The 16,008-nt window shown below is 73.8% G+C and carries 12 protein-coding genes and 1 pseudogene; 3 read left to right on the plus strand and 10 right to left on the minus strand.

The annotated features are described in order from the left end of the window. Positions 1-9: 9 nt before the first annotated feature. The 4 genes from QOZ88_RS13410 to dusB all read right to left on the minus strand — a co-directional run bounded on the left by QOZ88_RS13410 (position 10) and on the right by dusB (position 5,153). Complete coding sequence (locus QOZ88_RS13410) at positions 10-633, minus strand: YdcF family protein (protein WP_306000257.1); 624 nt, start codon at positions 631-633, stop codon at positions 10-12. A 66-nt stretch (positions 634-699) separates the two neighbouring features. Next, a complete protein-coding gene (gene ppdK, locus QOZ88_RS13415; protein WP_306000258.1) occupies positions 700-3,399 on the minus strand; it encodes a pyruvate, phosphate dikinase in 2,700 nt (899 codons plus the stop codon). 156 nt (positions 3,400-3,555) lie between these two features. After that, positions 3,556-3,996 carry an Rv0361 family membrane protein gene (locus QOZ88_RS13420; RefSeq protein WP_306000259.1) on the minus strand — a complete coding sequence of 147 codons (441 nt, stop codon included), beginning with the start codon at positions 3,994-3,996 and terminating at the stop codon, positions 3,556-3,558. Then, complete coding sequence (dusB, locus tag QOZ88_RS13425; protein WP_306000260.1) at positions 3,993-5,153, minus strand: tRNA dihydrouridine synthase DusB; 1,161 nt, start codon at positions 5,151-5,153, stop codon at positions 3,993-3,995. Before dusB ends, QOZ88_RS13420 begins: the two co-directional genes overlap by 4 nt. Before the next feature lie 234 nt (positions 5,154-5,387). On the opposite strand from dusB, the pseudogene QOZ88_RS23190 reads away from it, so the two are divergent. Together QOZ88_RS23190 and QOZ88_RS13430 are read left to right on the plus strand one after the other, a co-directional pair. After that, positions 5,388-5,522: pseudogene (locus QOZ88_RS23190) on the plus strand (type IV toxin-antitoxin system AbiEi family antitoxin domain-containing protein); the annotation flags it as partial. Positions 5,523-5,910: 388 nt separating this feature from the next. Beyond that, positions 5,911-6,447, plus strand: coding sequence for a hypothetical protein (locus tag QOZ88_RS13430; protein WP_306000261.1), 537 nt, complete (start codon positions 5,911-5,913; stop codon positions 6,445-6,447). A gap of 101 nt (positions 6,448-6,548) precedes the next feature. On the opposite strand, the gene QOZ88_RS13435 is transcribed toward QOZ88_RS13430, so the two are convergent. The 5 genes from QOZ88_RS13435 to QOZ88_RS13455 all read right to left on the minus strand — a co-directional run bounded on the left by QOZ88_RS13435 (position 6,549) and on the right by QOZ88_RS13455 (position 12,929). Next, positions 6,549-8,000 (minus strand): aldehyde dehydrogenase, encoded by a 1,452-nt coding sequence (locus tag QOZ88_RS13435; RefSeq protein WP_306000262.1) that lies wholly within the window; start codon positions 7,998-8,000, stop codon positions 6,549-6,551. 92 nt (positions 8,001-8,092) lie between these two features. After that, a complete protein-coding gene (locus QOZ88_RS13440) occupies positions 8,093-9,622 on the minus strand; it encodes a sugar ABC transporter ATP-binding protein (RefSeq protein WP_306000263.1) in 1,530 nt (509 codons plus the stop codon). Then, entirely contained in the window at positions 9,622-10,716 is a 1,095-nt protein-coding gene (locus tag QOZ88_RS13445) for a sugar ABC transporter substrate-binding protein (protein WP_306000264.1), read from the minus strand. The genes QOZ88_RS13440 and QOZ88_RS13445 overlap by 1 nt, the downstream gene beginning before the upstream one ends. Before the next feature lie 99 nt (positions 10,717-10,815). After that, the gene (locus tag QOZ88_RS13450) at positions 10,816-11,865 is read right to left on the minus strand and encodes an ABC transporter permease (protein WP_306000265.1); all 1,050 of its coding nucleotides are present in this window, start codon (positions 11,863-11,865) and stop codon (positions 10,816-10,818) included. A 242-nt stretch (positions 11,866-12,107) separates the two neighbouring features. Beyond that, on the minus strand, positions 12,108-12,929 hold the full coding sequence (locus tag QOZ88_RS13455) for an IclR family transcriptional regulator (protein WP_306000266.1): 822 nt from the start codon (positions 12,927-12,929) through the stop codon (positions 12,108-12,110). A gap of 157 nt (positions 12,930-13,086) precedes the next feature. Between QOZ88_RS13455 and QOZ88_RS13460 the strand changes: the two genes are divergently transcribed. Then, positions 13,087-14,577 (plus strand): aldehyde dehydrogenase family protein, encoded by a 1,491-nt coding sequence (locus QOZ88_RS13460; RefSeq protein ID WP_306000267.1) that lies wholly within the window; start codon positions 13,087-13,089, stop codon positions 14,575-14,577. A gap of 7 nt (positions 14,578-14,584) precedes the next feature. Here the strand turns inward: QOZ88_RS13460 and QOZ88_RS13465 are convergent, their stop codons facing one another. Beyond that, on the minus strand, positions 14,585-15,988 hold the full coding sequence (locus QOZ88_RS13465; RefSeq protein ID WP_306000268.1) for an amidase: 1,404 nt from the start codon (positions 15,986-15,988) through the stop codon (positions 14,585-14,587). Positions 15,989-16,008 lie beyond the last annotated feature (20 nt).

A 16,008-nucleotide genomic window follows, 5' to 3' on the forward strand; every position in this document is an offset into this window, starting at 1 on the left:
GTCCCTCCCTCAGCCGATGCCGGGTGCGCCGGCGACGCTCTCACCGGTCACGCGGTAGAGCAGGTAGGCAGCAGTCTCCCGCAGGATGTAGCGGAACTGGGTGGCGCGGGTCTGCACGGCCGGGCCCTGGCGGGTCGGGGAGCTCTCCGCCTCCATCCCGGCGTCCTCGGCCATGCGCTCGGCGCGCATCGCGTGCCAGGGGTCGGTGACCAGGACGGCCCGCTCCCAGCCGCGCTCGTCGAACGCCGCACCGACCACGCGCATGCTCTGCAGGGTGTCCACGCCCTCGGGCACCGCGAGGAGCGCCTCGGCGGGCACCCCGGCGGCGGCGAGGTAGTCGCGGCCGGCCTCGGCCTCGGTGAACTGGTCGCCGGCGGCCTTGCCGCCCACGGTCACGATCACCGGGGCGACGCCCTGCTCGTACAAGGCCAGCGCGTGCTCGAGCCGCGCCTCGAAGATCGACGACGGCACGCCGTTGTACTGGGCCGACCCGAGGACCACGATCGCGTCGGACTGCGGCCGGGCGTCCTGCCGCGCCGTCCACCAGATGGCGAGCGCCGTGGAGGCGACGAACAGCACGGCGGCCAGGACACCGGCCCCGGCCACCCGCGCCAGCAGACTCCGCACACCCACGCGTCATGGGTACCACGCGGGGCCGACGTCCTGCGCCCTCCCGGGACGGTGCGCCGCACCACCCCCTCAGGAGCCAGCGCGCTCCGCGCCGAGAGCGGCCCGTCCGGCCTCCAGCCGCGCCACCGGCACCCGGAACGGGGAGCAGGAGACGTAGTCCAGGCCGACCTCGTGGAAGAAGTGCACCGAGTCGGGGTCGCCGCCGTGCTCGCCGCAGACGCCGAGCTTGAGGTCCGGTCGCGCCGCCCGGCCGCTCTCCGCGCCGATCCGCACCAGCCGGCCGACGCCGTCGCGGTCCAGCGACTCGAACGGCGAGATGCCGAAGATGCCCTTGTCCAGGTACTGGTGGAAGAACGCGGCCTCGACGTCGTCGCGGGAGAAGCCCCACGTCATCTGGGTGAGGTCGTTGGTGCCGAAGCTGAAGAACTCGGCGTGCTCGGCGATCTCGCCGGCGGTCAGCGCGGCGCGGGGCACCTCGATCATGGTGCCGATCAGCGGGCGCACGTCGATGCCGCACTCCTCGCAGACCTCGGCGAGCACGCGCTCGGCCTCCTCGCGGATGGCTTCCAGCTCCTGCACCGCCCCCACCAGCGGGATCATGATCTCCGGGCGCGGGTCGCCGCCGGCCCGCTTCCGCTCGCAGGCGGCCTCGGCGATGGCGCGCACCTGCATGGCGAACAGCCCCGGGACGACCAGGCCCAGCCGCACCCCGCGCAGCCCCAGCATCGGGTTGGACTCGTGCATGCCGCGGACGGCGGCCAGCAGCCGCAGGTTGCCCTCGTCGGGCTCGCCGCGCTCCTCGGCCACCGCCACGCGCACCGACAGCTCGGTCAGGTCGGGGAGGAACTCGTGCAGCGGCGGGTCCAGCAGCCGGACGGTGACCGGCAGCCCGTCCATCGCCTCGAAGATCTCCAGGAAGTCCTGCTTCTGCAGCGGCTCCAGCGCGTCCAGCGCGGCCTGCCGCTCGTCGTCCCCGTCGGCCAGGATCAGCTTCTCCACCAGCTGCCGGCGGTCGCCGAGGAACATGTGCTCGGTGCGGCACAGCCCGATGCCGCGGGCGCCGAAACGGCGGGCGCGGGCGGAGTCCGCCGGGGTGTCGGCGTTGGTGCGCACGTCCAGCCGCCGCACCTGGTCGGCGTGGGTGAGGATCCGGTGCACGCTGCGCACCAGGTCGTCGGCGTCCCCGGACTCCGGGTCGAGCTCGCCCTCGAAGTAGCGGACCACCGATGAGGGCTCGACCGGTACCTCGCCGAGCCAGACCTTGCCGGTGGAGCCGTCGATGGAGACGACGTCGCCCTCCTCCACGACCGTGCCGTCGGGGGCGGTGAACCGCTTCGCCTTCGTGTCGACCTGCAGCTCCTCGGCGCCGCACACGCAGGTCTTCCCCATGCCGCGGGCGACGACGGCGGCGTGCGAGGTCTTGCCGCCGCGGCTGGTCAGCACGCCCTCGGCGGCGATCATCCCGGAGAGGTCGTCGGGGTTGGTCTCCCGGCGCACCAGCACGACCTTCTCCCCGCGGTCGGCCCACCGCACCGCCTCCTCCGAGGAGAAGACGGCCTTGCCCACGGCGGCACCGGGTGAGGCATTCATCCCCTGGGTCAGCTGCTGGGCGTCGCCACCGGAGACGAACCGCGGGAACATCAGCTGGGCGAGCTGGTCGCCGGTGACCCGGCGGACCGCCTCGTCCATGTCGATGAGGCCCTCGTCGACGAGCTGGGTGGCGATGCGGAACGCCGCGCCCGCGGTGCGCTTGCCGACCCGGGTCTGCAGCATCCAGAGCTTGTTGCGCTCGACGGTGAACTCGATGTCGCACAGGTCGCGGTAGTGGGACTCGAGCCGGCTCATGATGCCCATCAGCTCGTCGTAGGCGCCCTTGTCGATCGACTCGAGATCGGGCAGCGGCACGGTGTTGCGAATGCCGGCGACGACGTCCTCGCCCTGGGCGTTCTGCAGGTAGTCGCCGTACACGCCCTGCTCGCCACTGCCCGGGTCGCGGGTGAACGCCACCCCGGTGCCGGAGTCCATGCCGAGGTTGCCGAACACCATGGCGACGACGTTGACCGCGGTGCCGGCATCGCCGGGGATGCGCTCCCGGCGGCGGTAGAGGATGGCCCGCTCGGAGTTCCACGAGTCGAAGACGGCGTTGATCGCCAGGTCCATCTGCTCGCGCGGGTCCTGCGGGAAGTCGCGGCCGGTGTGCTCCCGGACGATCGCCCTGAACCGGTCGACGACGTCGCGCAGGTGGTCGGCGTCGAGGTCGAGGTCGGACTCGGTGCCCTGCTCCTCCTTGACCGCGTCGAGGGCGTCGTCGAAGAGCTCGCCGTCGATGCCCTGCACGGTCTTGCCGAACATCTGGATGAGCCGGCGGTAGGAGTCCCAGGCGAAGCGCTCGCTGCCGGACTGCCCTGCCAGACCCTGCACGGAGTCGTCGTTGAGGCCGACGTTGAGGACGGTCTCCATCATCCCGGGCATGCTCGCCGCCGCCCCGGAGCGGACCGACACCAGCAGCGGGTCGGCCGGGTCGCCCAGGGTCTTGCCCATCGCCTTCTCCAGCGCCGTCAGGTGCTCGCTGACCTGGTCGCCGAGCTCGGGCGGGGTGCCGCCGTGCTCCAGGTAGTGGCGGCAGGCGTCGGTGGTGATGGTGAAGCCGGGCGGCACGGGCAGACCCAGGTTGGTCATCTCGGCGAGGTTGGCGCCCTTGCCGCCGAGCAGGTCCTTCTGGTCCTTGCTGCCCTCGCTGAAGTCGTAGACCCACGTCACGCCTGCCACCCGCGCACCTCCGCGTCCGCCCGTCCCCGGGGCCCGATCACCTGAGACAACAATGCCGTGCGGAGCAGACGTCCTAAACGTCCACCCGGGCGGCGTCCGTCGATCGTGGCGCACGGGACGTGTCGGCGCGAGCCCTCTCCGGCGTGGCGCCGGCGGTCAGCTGATCCCGCAGATGCGCGGGCCGTCCTCGTTGACCACGGCCAGCTGCACCGATCCGCCGCCCTCCCAGCGGACCGTCACCTGCTGCACCCGGGCGCCCTCGCGGGCGTCGTCCTGCACCTCGGCGACCTCGGCCGCGCCCGGGCGCAGGTACTCGTCCTCCATGCCGGTCGCGTTCAGGCGCGCCTGCTCCTCCTCGCAGAGCAGCCCGTACGCCGTCTCGGTGTCGCCGTCGGCGAGCGCCGCCAGGAACACCCCGGTGACCTCTTCGGCCTGGTCGGCGGGGGCGCCGCGCACCAGGTACAGGACGCCGACCATGGCGAACGCCAGCACGACGGTGCCCACGAGCAGCCCGATCAGCCAGCCCTGGCGGTTGCGCGGCGCGCCGGTGTGCAGCGGCGCCGGGGCGTCGTCGTAGAGGAAGGGGCCCTGCGTCATCCGCCGCTCGTCTCCAGTTCAGCGCCCGCCGGGGGACGGGGGTCGTCGCGGTCGTCGAGCCAGCCCTCGGGCAGGGCGACGGGGCGCGGGGTGCTGGTGCGCCCGCGCGGCGCGCCGAGCACGGCGGTCGGATAGGGCTGGTCGGGGATGCCGGCCAGCAGCTCGGCCAGCTCGTCGAGGCCGCTCACCATCGCCAGCGCGCGCCGGGTGTCCGACCCCACCGAGAAGCCCTTGAGGTACCAGGCGACGTGCTTGCGGAAGTCGGTGCAGCCGTGCAGCTCACCGTGCTCCGCCGACAGCAGCTCGGCGTGCCGGTGCATGATCGCCGCCACCTCGCGGAGGGTGGGCAGGGCGCGCTCGCTGCGGCCGGCGAACGCCGCGGCGAGGTCACCGAACAGCCACGGCCGGCCCAGGCACCCCCGGCCGATGACGACGCCGGCGCACCCGGTCGCTTCGACCATGCGCAGCGCGTCGTCGGCCTCCCAGATGTCGCCGTTGCCGAGCACCGGGATGTCGACGGCCTCGACGAGCCGCGCGATCGGCGCCCAGTCGGCGGTTCCGCTGTAGAGCTGGTCGGCGGTGCGCCCGTGCAGCGTGATCGCGGCGGCGCCCTCGTCCTGCGCGATGCGGCCGGCATCGAGGTAGGTGACGTGGTCGGCGTCGATCCCGATGCGGGTCTTGATGGTGACCGGCACGTCCTTGGCCCCGCGCACCGCCTCGCGGACGATGTTCCGCAGCAGGACGCGGTGCCACGGCAACGCCGAACCGCCGCCCTTGCGGGTCACCTTGGGCACCGGGCAGCCGAAGTTGAGGTCGATGTGGGCCGGGCGGGTGCCCGCGACCCCCTCGTCGACGAGCATCTCGACCGCGCGGCCCACGGTGGCCGGGTCGACGCCGTAGAGCTGGACGGAGAAGGCGTCCTTCTCGTCGGCGGTCGCGCGGATCATCCGCAGCGTCTTCTCGTTGCGCTCGACGAGCGCCCGCGTGGTGATCATCTCGCAGACGTAGAGGCCGGCGCCGAACTCGCGGCAGAGCGTGCGGAACGCTGGGTTGGTGATGCCCGCCATCGGCGCGAGCACGACGGCGGGGTCGACGGTCAGCGCCCCGAGCCGCAGCGGCGGGAGCGCCGTCGTCGTCGGCTCGAGCGTGGCGGTCATGCCACCCAGAGTAGGTGGCGACCGGTGCCACCCCTCCCGCCCCGCCGGAGGAGCCGCCGCCCGGGTTGACCCGCCGGATCGTCGGTCGAGCCGCGCCACGGCCCGGTTCGACGGTCGGCGGTGCGGCTCGACCCGCGCTGCGTCCCCAGCCCAGCACTCGTCCACAGATCGAGCGACGCGCAACTCCGAGGCAGGCAGCGGCCCGACGGTCGTCCCGTGACCACTCACCTGCACGTGCCACTCGCCGTCGACGAACCCGCCCGGCGGCGCCTCGGCATCTTCACCACCGCCGACCTCGCCGGTCGCGGCGTGACCGAGCGCGAAGTCCGGTCGGCAACCCGCACGGGCGCGTGGGTGCGACTGCGCACCGGCGTCTTCGTCAGCGCCATGGACCTGGCCGAGGTCGAACGCTCCGATCGCCGCCCGGGTCTGGATGCACTGGCCGTCATGGCCGCCCTGGCCCGTCCGTCCGCCGTCCTCAGCCGGGACAGCGCGGCCTGGGTGTGGGGGCTCCCCCGCCCGCGTGCCGCCGCTCCGGCCGGCGTGCACCTGACCGATCCGCACCACTGGCGCCGGGGGCGTGGCTGGGTGATGACCCGTGCCGCGCTGCCCCACGACGAGGTCACCGTCCGCGGCGCCTACCCGGTGACGACGGCGGCGCGCACGCTGGTCGACGTCGCCCGGACATGGCCGGAGGTCCACGCCGTCGCGGGCCGTCGACGCCGCCCTGCTGCGCGGCCTGACGGCCCGCGACGAGGTGCGCCGCGTCATCGACCGGCAGGTGAACGTGCCGGGGATCCCACGTGCGGTCCGCGCACTGCACCTCGCCGACGGCCGGGCCGAGTCGTGGCTGGAGACCTGCGGGCGGCTGACGTTCGCCGCGCTCGGGCTACCGCCCTTCGTCCCGCAGGTGGAGCTGTGGGTCGGAGGAACGCTGCTCAAGGTGGTCGACGGCTGGTACCCGGAGGCCGCGCTGGCGATCGAGTTCGACGGGCGGGTCAAGTACCGGCGTCCGCGGTTCGGCCGCACCCCGGAGGAGGAGCTGTGGGAGGAGAAGCGTCGTGAGGACCTGCTCCGGGCGGCGGGGGTCCGGTTCCTCCGGGTCGCGTACGAGGACCTCGCCGGGCGGCGCCGGGTCCTGGATCGGTCTGCACGGCGACTTCTCGCCACACCCGGCCCCGAGATGTCCGACGTCCGGGCGGTACCGCGGCCCGACGGCTGCTCACGGGATGACGAGGCCGGGGACGACGGATGGCTCGCCCGGGTCGACGACGGCGTCGGCCGACCGGGTTGAGCCGCGCCGGCGCTTCCTGAGCCACGTTGTGGCCCGGCGTACCGGTCGGCCGTGCGGGTCAACCTCGCGCACAGCCGACCGGCGTCTGGGTGACGAGCCGATCAGAACGGGTAGACGCGCGGCTCCACCTGCATGCTGATCCAGCGGAGCTCGGAGAAGGCGTCGATGCCGGCGAGCCCGCCGAACCGGCCGTATCCGCTGTCCTTCACCCCGCCGAAGGGCATCTGCGCCTCATCGTGCACGGTCGGCGCGTTGATGTGGCAGATGCCGGACTCGATCCGCCGGGCGACCTGGAAGCCGCGGGCGGCGTCCCGCGTGAAGACCGCCGCCGAGAGCCCGTACGCGCTGTCGTTGGCCGCGGCCACCGCCTCGTCCTCGCTGCTCACCCGGGTGACGGTCACGGCCGGGCCGAAGATCTCCTCGTGGAAGATCTCCATCTCCGGCGTGACGTGGTCGAGCACCACCCCGGGCATTATCGTGCCATCGGGCTCCCCCGTGGTCAGCACCTTCGCCCCCTTGGCGACGGCGTCGTCCACCAGGCGCTGGATGTGCTCGACCGTGCTCCGGCCGATGACCGAGCCGAGCACGACGTCCTCGGCGCGCGGGTCGCCGCACGGCAGGGACTCCACCCGGGCGACGAGCTTCGCGACGAACTCGTCGGCGATCGACTCGTGGACGACGATCTTGTCGGTCGACATGCAGACGTGGCCCTGGTTGACGAAGCCGCCGAAGGTCGCGCCCTGCACCGCGGCGTCGATGTCGGCGTCGGCCAGGACCAGCAGCGGGTTCTTGCCGCCGAGCTCCAGCACGGCCGGCACCAGGTGGCGCGCGCAGACCTCGCCGATGATGCGGCCGACCCGCGTCGAGCCGGTGAAGTTGAGCCGGCGCACGGCCGGGTGGGCCACCATCGCCTCGGTCACCTCCGCGGCGTCGTCGGGGGCCACGGTGATGACGTTGACGACGCCCTCGCCCAGGCCGGCCTCGGCGAGGACCTCCCCGAGCAGCGCGTGCGTCCCCGGGGAGAGCTCCGAGCACTTGAGGACGACGGTGTTGCCGGCCGCCAGGGGAAAGGCGACGGCCCGGGTCGACAGGATGACCGGGGCGTTCCACGGCGCGATGCCGACGACGACGCCTGCCGGCTGGCGGATGCCCATGCTCAGGCTGCCCGGGACGTCGGACGGGATGACCTGCCCGCCCACGTGGGTGGTGAGACCGGCCGCCTCGCGCAGGATGCCGGCCGCGAGGTGGACGTTGAAGTGGCCCCAGCCGGCGGTGGCGCCGCACTCGGCGGCCATGCGCTCGATGAACCGGTCGGTGTTCGCCTCGAGCAGGTCGGCGGCCTTCAGCAGCAGCCGCCGCCGCTCCCCCGGCGTCGTGGCGGCCCACGTGCCGAACGCCGCCGCTGCGGCCTCGACGGCGGCGAGGGCATCGGGGACGCCGGCCGCCGGGCTGCGGGTGACGACCTCGCCGCTGACGGGGTTGGCGCGGTCGAACGTCCGGCCGTCGGCGGCGGGCAGGGTCTCGCTGCCGATGAGCAGGCTGGTCTCGAGCACGGGGAGAACTCCTCGGAGTGATCGGGGTGAGGGGATGAGGGCGGGCACCGACGATCGTCCGTCGGCGGGTGGCCCGGCGCGCGGGCGTCCGGTCAGGCGGCCGGCACCGCGCCGGTGTTCATGGCCGCGAGGATGTCGTGCTGGCGCAGGCTGCCGCCCGACAGCTCGGCGGCCAGCCGGCCGTGGTGCAGCACCAGCACCCGGTCGCAGAGGGACACGAGCTCGTCGAGGTCGGTGGAGCACAGGAGGACGACGGCGCCCGCGTCGGCCACCGACCGCACGAGGCCGTGCATCTCGGCCTTGGCCCCGATGTCGACGCCGCGGGTCGGGTCGTCGAGCAGCAGGACGGTGGGCTCGGTCTGCAGCCACTTGGCCAGCACGACCTTCTGCTGGTTGCCTCCGGACAGCAGCCCGGCGCTCTTCTCCAGCGACGAGGTCCGCAGGTTCAGCCGGCGGGCGTGCTCGCCGGCCCGCTCGCGCAGGACCCGCTTGCGGATGCGCAGGCCGTCGCGGGCGAGCGCCACGGTCCGCACCTGGGCGGCGTTCTCCCAGATCGGCTTGTCCAGCATGAGGCCCAGCCGCCGGCGGTCGCCGGTCACCAGGGCCACGCCCCGGCCGATGGCGGCCCGCAACCCGCGGGGAGCCGGCCTCCCGTCGGGCAGGAGCACCCGGCCCGACGTCGGCTGCCGCAGCCCGGCGACCAGTTCGAGCACCGTCTGGTGGCCCGCGCCGGCCACCCCGGCCAGGCCCACGACCTCGCCCGGGGCAGCGGTCAGCGAGACCTCGGCGAGCCGCTCCTCGAACGACACCGCCTCCAGCCGGACGGGTGCGCCCCGACCCGGGGCGACGGTGCCGGACAGGTCGACCGTGGCGTGCAGCCGGTGCTCGGAGAGCTCCGCGTGCCGCTCCCCCAGCATCGCCTCGACGATGCCGGGGATGGTCAGCCCGGACCGGGGCGCCGCATCGAGCACCGTCCTGCCGTCACGCAGCACGGTGATCTCGTCGCAGAGCTGCATGACCTCCTCGAGGATGTGCGAGACGAAGACGACCGCGACCTGCCGGTCCCGCAGCACGCGCAGGATGTCCAGGAGCACCTCGGCCGTCTTCGCGTCGAGCGCCGACGTCGGCTCGTCGAGGATCAGCACCCGCGGCTCGGTGATCAGCGCCTTGGCCACCTCGAGCAGCTGGCGCTGGGCCAGCGACAGGCTGCCCACCTGCTCGCGCAGGGAGACGTGCAGGCCCAGCTGGTCGAGGATCGGCCGGGCCCGGGCGGCCATCCGCCGCCGGTCGACGAACGGGCCGCGGCGCGGTTCCCGCATGGGGAACAGGTTGCTCAGCACGTCGAGGTCCGGGAAGAGGCTGAGCTCCTGGGAGACGACCGCCACCCCGTGCCGCGCCGCGTCCGCCGTGTCGGAGAAGGAGACGTCGGACCCCTCGAGGCGCAGCACGCCGGCATCGGGCCGCACCGCACCGGTGATGATCTTCACCAGCGTGGACTTCCCGGCGCCGTTCTCCCCGAGCAACGCGTGGACCGATCCGGGCCGCACCCGGAGCCCCGCGTCGGCCAGGGCGGTGACACCGCCGTAGGTCTTGCGCACGTGCTGCGCCTCGAGGGCGTACATCAGCCCTCCAGGGGGGTGATGTAGTCGTCCATGTTGGCGAACTGCTCCTCGGCGACGTCCTCGAACCAGGCCGCGCGGGACTCCTCGCTCTGCTGCCGCTCGATGATCTCGTCGACGTTCTCCTGGGTCACGAGCAGCTGGCCGGGGTTCCACCAGCCGGTGGGCAGCTCCTCGCCGTCCTGGGCGTTCATGGCCAGCAGGCGCAGCGCGATGTAGCCCTTCAGCCAGTGCTCCGGCGACGCGATGGCCATCAGATGGCCGTTCTTCAAGCCCTCCAGCGCAGCGGGGTCGAGGTCCGCGGCACCGGCGAGGAAGTCCCGTCCGGTGCTCTCGTTGAGGCGGGCCAGGGACACCGAGTCCTGCGCGCCGGCGCCGAGGTAGGCGATGGCGTCGGGGTGGGCCTTGAGGATGTTGTTCCAGGCGTTGAAGTTCTCGGTGGGCTCGTTGGCCGTGGCCAGCGGGCCGACGATCTCCAGGTCGGGGCGCTCCTCCGCGATCGCATCCGCGATGCCCTTGAGCCGCTGCTCGATGACCGGCAGACCCGGGATGGCGTTGCCGAGGACGACCTTGCCGCCCTGCTGGCCACCGTCGAGCCGGCGGACCAGCTCCTCGCCCAGGATGCGGCCGACGGCCTCGTTGTCGTTGCCGACGAACAGCTCGACGCCGCTGCCCTCCGGCGGCCGGGTGTCGATCGACACGATGGGGATGCCGCTGCTGGTGGCCTGCTCGAGCGGGCGGGTGAACAGGTCGGGCGTGAGCGTCTCGAAGGCGATGCCGTCGCGCGAGGTCTGCATCGCCGACTGGAACATCTGCACCTGCTGGGGGCCGTTGATGCCCGCGGGTGCGGCCTCGCTGTAGTTGACGCCCTCCCGCTCACCGGCGGCCTCCCGGGCGCCGTTGGCCATCTCCTGCATCGCGTTGATCGTGGAGGTGGCGTACACGAAGGAGAGGTCGGCCTCCTCCGCCGAGCCGCCGCCGGAGGCGGCGTCGCCGCCCGACCCGCACGCCGCGGTCAGGGCCAGGGTCGAGGTGATCGCGAACGCGACGGCCGCGTTGCGCCGCCGCGAGGGCGCGGCTCGGAGCAGGGATCGCATGGGACCTTCTCTTTCGTGAGCGGGTAGGGCGGATCGCGGCGCCGCCGGGTGGCGGGCCGTGGAGGTGCGGAGGGAGGGGCGGCGGGTGTCCCGCGCCGGTCAGAGACCGGCCGCGGCCGCCCGGGACTCGCGGCGGCGCCGGAGGAGGCTGTCCACGCCGACGGCGACGAGGATGACCGCGCCGGTGGCGAACGAGCTCCAGTTCACCGGGATGTCGAAGTAGACGAGGCCGCTGGTGACCACGCTGAGCAGCACCGCCCCGAGCATGGCCCCGACGACGGTGGCGCTCCCCCCGCGCAGCGGGGTGCCGCCGATGACGGCCGCGGCGATGGCGAGCAGCTCGAAGCCACCGCCGATGTTGGGGTCACCGGAGCCGAAGAAGGCCAGGCCGAGCATGCCGGCGAGCCCGGCGAGCGCGCCCATCACCATCAGCGCCTGGATCCGGACCCGGGCCACCGAGATGCCGGAGAAGACCGCCGCGTCCGGGTTCGACCCGATGGAACGGACCCGGTAGCCGAACGGGGTGGTCCGCAGGACGAAGGTCAGCGCGACGGCCAGGACGACGAGGACGAGGACGCTCACCGGGATCCCGAGCAGCCGGCCGCCGAAGATCTCGAAGAATGCGTGGTCGATCGGCAGCCCCACGACCTGCTGGCCCTCGCTGAGCGCCAGCGCGAGGCCGCGGAACATCGACAGCGTGGCCAGCGTCGCGACGATGGCAGGGATCCTGAAGACCTGCACGATCGCCGCGTTCACCAGTCCGAGCAGCGCGCCGAGCAGGACGCCGGCCACGGCGGCGAGCCACGGGTTCACGCCGTCGCGCATGAGCATCGCCGAGCAGATCAGCGAGAGCCCGAAGATGGCGCCGATCGACAGGTCGATCTCCCGCATGGCCAGCAGGAACGCGACCCCGGCCGCGAGCACGGCGACGTAGACCGACTGCTGCAGCATGTCGCGCAGCTGGCGGGGGTCGAGGAAGTCGGGGTGGATGGCGCCGATCACCGCGATCAGGGCGACCGTCGCGATGAGCACGCTCATCGACTCCACCGCGAAGGCCCGGCGGGCCAGGCCACGAGGGCCGCGCGGGGTGGCGTCCGGCGTGCCGGCCCCGACGTCCTGGGCCGGCGCGTCTGTGGTGCTGCTCGTCACCTGGGTGCTCCTGGGAGATCGCGCGACCGAGCCGTCGGACCGCGTCGTCGGGGTGCTGCTCGTCCTGCGGGCCGGTGCTGTCCACGGGTGGTGCACCGGCTCCGGCTCCGCCCGGACCGGGCCCCGAGGGGTTCAGCGGGACGCGGTCTCGCGGAGCGGGGGGAACCGTATGAGCGCAGTCACAGGGCCGACAAGCGGCTGTTCGATCCAGCAGAACGCGAATTCGCTGGTTCGAACGCCGATCAGGAGGCGGGGCGGTGCCCGAGCCGGCGGGAGACCTCGGCGGCGGTCCGGCGGAGCGGTGGTTCCAGGCGCCCGGCGAGAGCCTCCGCCGAGGACGACGCCACGCTCAGGTGCACCGCGACGTTGATGGCGGCCACGACCGCCCCCGTGCGGTCCCGCACCGGGGCGGCGAACGAGCGCAGCCCCGGCGCGAGCTCCTCGTTGTTCACGGCCACCCCCGACAACCGCACCTTGGCCAGGGCGGCCACCAGCTGCTCCCGGTTCGTCACGGTGTTCGGTCCGCGGCGCGCCATGTCGGTCCGGTCGAGGATCTCGCGCAGCGTCGCCGGGTCCTTGTACGCGAGCATCGCCTTGCCCAGGGCCGTGCAGTACGCAGGCAGCCGGGACCCGATGTGCAGGTTGAGGTCCATGGCCAGCGGCGTGCGGCGGCGCCCGCTGCGCCGGCGGTCGACGTACACGACGTCCGGCCCGTCGCAGAGCGCCATGCTGACCGTGTAGCCCGTCTCGTCGGCCAGCGCCTGCAGCGAGGGCGCGGCCACCCGGGTCAGCTCCATCGAGTCGATCGCCGCGAAGCCGAGGTCCACCACCCGGGGGCCGAGGTGGTACTTCTTCGTGTCCGGGTCCTGCTGGACGAAGTCGAGCGCGACCAGCGTCGCGACGTACCGGTGGGTGGTGCTCTTGGTGAGCCCCACGGCCCGGGCCAGGTCGGCGATGCCGAGGACCGGGCGGGTGCCGCTGAACGCCGACAGGATGCTCAGCCCGCGTTCCAGGGAGACCGAGAGGTCGGCCTTGGTGCCAGGGGTGGACGACGGGCTGGTCATCGGTTCAGGGTACGGACGGATCGTTCCGTCCACCCGAACGGTAGGTTGACCGGGTCGCGCGAGCCCATCAGGGTTCGCGACGGCGCTGCGCGGACACGGTCGACTAGCGTCGGGTTCCGCGGTGATCGCGGGTGGCGCGGGCAAGGAGACGGGTTCGATGGATCGCTCGGAGCGCGCCGGGGACGCCTGGCAGAAGGGCGACGTCACCCACTTCATCGGCGGTGCGTGGGTCGAGGCGGAATCCGGCCGGTGGTACCCCAACCACTCGCCGTGGTCGGGCGAGGTGCTCGGGAACGTCGCAGCCGGGGACGGCGAGGACACCCGTCGCGCGATCGAGGCCGCGCACGAGGCCTTCCCGGGCTGGGCGGCCGTGGTGCCGGCGCAGCGGCAGCGGGTCTTCCTGCATGCCGCCGAGGTCGTCGAGCGGCGGCGCGACGAGATCCTGCTCGCCCTGGCGCTGGAGACGGGGTGCGGCATCCACTTCGGTCGGGTGCAGGTGGAGTTCGCCGCAGCGCTGCTTCGCCAGGCCGCGGCGCTGGCCTACCAGCCCTCCGGCGAACTGCTGCCCTCGGACGTGCCCGGCACGCGCGCGATGGCGATCCGCCGCCCCGTCGGCGTGGTCGCCGCCATCGCGCCGTGGAACTCCTCGCTCGTGCTCGCCGGCCGGGCCGTCATCGGGCCCCTCGCGCTCGGCAACACCGTCGTCCTCAAGCCCTCGGAGGAGTCGCCGTACACCGGCGGTGCGCTCTGGGCGGAGATCCTGCAGGAAGCCGGCCTGCCCGACGGCGCCTTCAACGTGGTCACCCACGCGCCCGGTGAGGCCGGCGCCATCGGCGACGCGCTGCTCGCCAGCCGGCACGTCCGGCGGCTGAACTTCACCGGTTCCACGCCCACCGGGCGCCGCCTCGCGGAGAAGGCGGGCACGCACCTCAAGCGGACCGTCCTGCAGCTCAGCGGGCAGAACCCGCTCCTCGTGCTCGCCGACGCCGACGTCGACTACGCCGTGGACGCCGCGACCTACGGCGCCTTCGTCCACCAGGGGCAGGTCTGCATGTGCGCCCGGCGGATCTACGTCGAGCGGCCGCTGGCCGACCGGTTCGCGGAGGCCTTCGCCGCGAAGGTCGCCGGGCTGCCCACCGGCGACCCCCGGGACCCCGCAACCGTGGTCGGTCCGGTGATCAACGAGTGGGCGCTGGCCCTGCTGCAGCGCCGGGTCGACGAGGCGGTCGCGATGGGCGCCCGTGTGCTCGCCGGGGGCACTCCCGCTCCCCCGTGCTACCCGGCGACCGTGCTGACCGACGTGCCCGACGACGCCGAGATCGCCCTGGGCGAGACGTTCGGCCCCGTGGTGCTGCTCGAGGCGGTGGACTCCGCCGAGGAGGCGGTGACCCGGGCGAACCGCACCGACCTGGGGCTGGCCGCCTCGATCATCACCGGCGACACCTACCGGGGCCTCTCGCTGGCCACGCGGCTGGATGCCGGGATCGTGCACGTGAACGACCAGCCCGTGAACGACGAGCCGCACATGCCCTTCGGCGGTGTCAAGGACAGCGGCTGGGGCCGGTTCGGGCTCGGTTACGCCGCCGAGGAGTTCTCCGACCTGCAGTGGGTCACCGCCCGCGACCAGGACCGCACGTTCCCGTTCTGACCCCGGCTCACCGTGCCGCGCCGCCACCTGACGGTGGCCGGGGCGCCGGACCCCGGAGCGCCTCGTACGCGGCGCCCACCTGCAGGACCACGGCGTCCGCGCCGGCCGGACCCACCAGTTGCAGGCCGACGGGGAGCCCGCCGGACAGGCCGCACGGCACCGACAGGGCGGGCAGGCCGGCGGCGTTGAACACCGAGGTGAAGCCGGTGAGCATCTCCTCGACGTGCAGGTCCACCCCGGCGACCTCCACCCGGCCGGTCCCGATCGGTGGCGCGACCGCCGGCGTGGTCGGGGTGACCAGCAGGTCCACCTCGCCGAGGGCCGCTGCCAGCGCCCCCACCCCCCGGGCGATCACGCGCTCTGCCCCGTCCCGCTCGGCGTGCGTGGGCGCGGGCCGGCCGAGGTTCTCCGCCAGGTCCGCGCCGTACTCGTCGCGCCGGGCCGGGAAGGTGTGCCGGTGCACCTCCTGCGCCTCTGCCCGGACCCGCAGGAAGACCGCCCCGACCAACGGCCGCAGGTCGCCGACGTCCACCGGCCGGACGTGCGCCCCAGCACCGGTGAGCAGATCCAGCGCCGCCTGCACGGCCGCGGCGACCCCGGGCTCGACCAGGTCGGAGAAGTAGGCCGTCGGGACGCCGAGCGTCACCCCGCTCAGACCCTCCGGCCGCTCCGGCCGGAGCGCCGCCTCGCCCACCGTGGCGCCGGTCATCGCGTCGAGCAGCAACGCCGCATCCCGGACCGACCGGGTGATCGGGCCGACGTGGTCGAGGCTCGGCGCCAGCGGCAGGACGCCGTCGAGGCTCACCGCACCGCGGGTCGGCTTGAAGCCCACGCAGCCGCACATCGCCGAGGGGATCCGCACGCTGCCGCAGGTGTCGGTGCCGACCGCGCCGGGGGCCAGCCCACCGGCCACCGCGGCGGCCGACCCACCGGAGGACCCGCCGGGGATGCGGTCCCGGCGCCACGGGTTGCGGGTGGGCCCGTAGTGCGGGTTGTCCGTCGTCCCGCCGTAGGCGTACTCGTGCGTGCTGGTCTTCCCCAGCAGGACGGTGCCGGCGCGCCGGAGCTGCTCGGCGACGCGGGCGTCCCGCTCCGGTACGTGGCCGGCGAGGATGCGCGATCCCGCCGTGGTCAGGATCCCGGCCGTCTCGACGACGTCCTTGATCGCGACCGGCACGCCGTGCAGCGGCCCACGGCGTCGCCCGCCGCGCAGTTCCTCCTCCGCCCGGGCGGCGTCCGCGCGGGCCCGGTCCGCGGTGACGGTGACGAACGCGTTGAGCCCCGGGTCGGCGGCGATGGCGGCGAGGTAGGCCTCGGTGAGCTCGACCGGGGAAAGCACCCCGGCGGCGAGCGCCTCCCCGGCCTCGGCCATCGACCAGTCGACGGGGTCGGATCCGGCGGGACCGGGCATGCGCAGCTCCTGCTCTGTCG

Source organism: Blastococcus carthaginiensis (assembly GCF_030731085.1).
Lineage (GTDB): Bacteria > Actinomycetota > Actinomycetes > Mycobacteriales > Geodermatophilaceae > Blastococcus > Blastococcus carthaginiensis.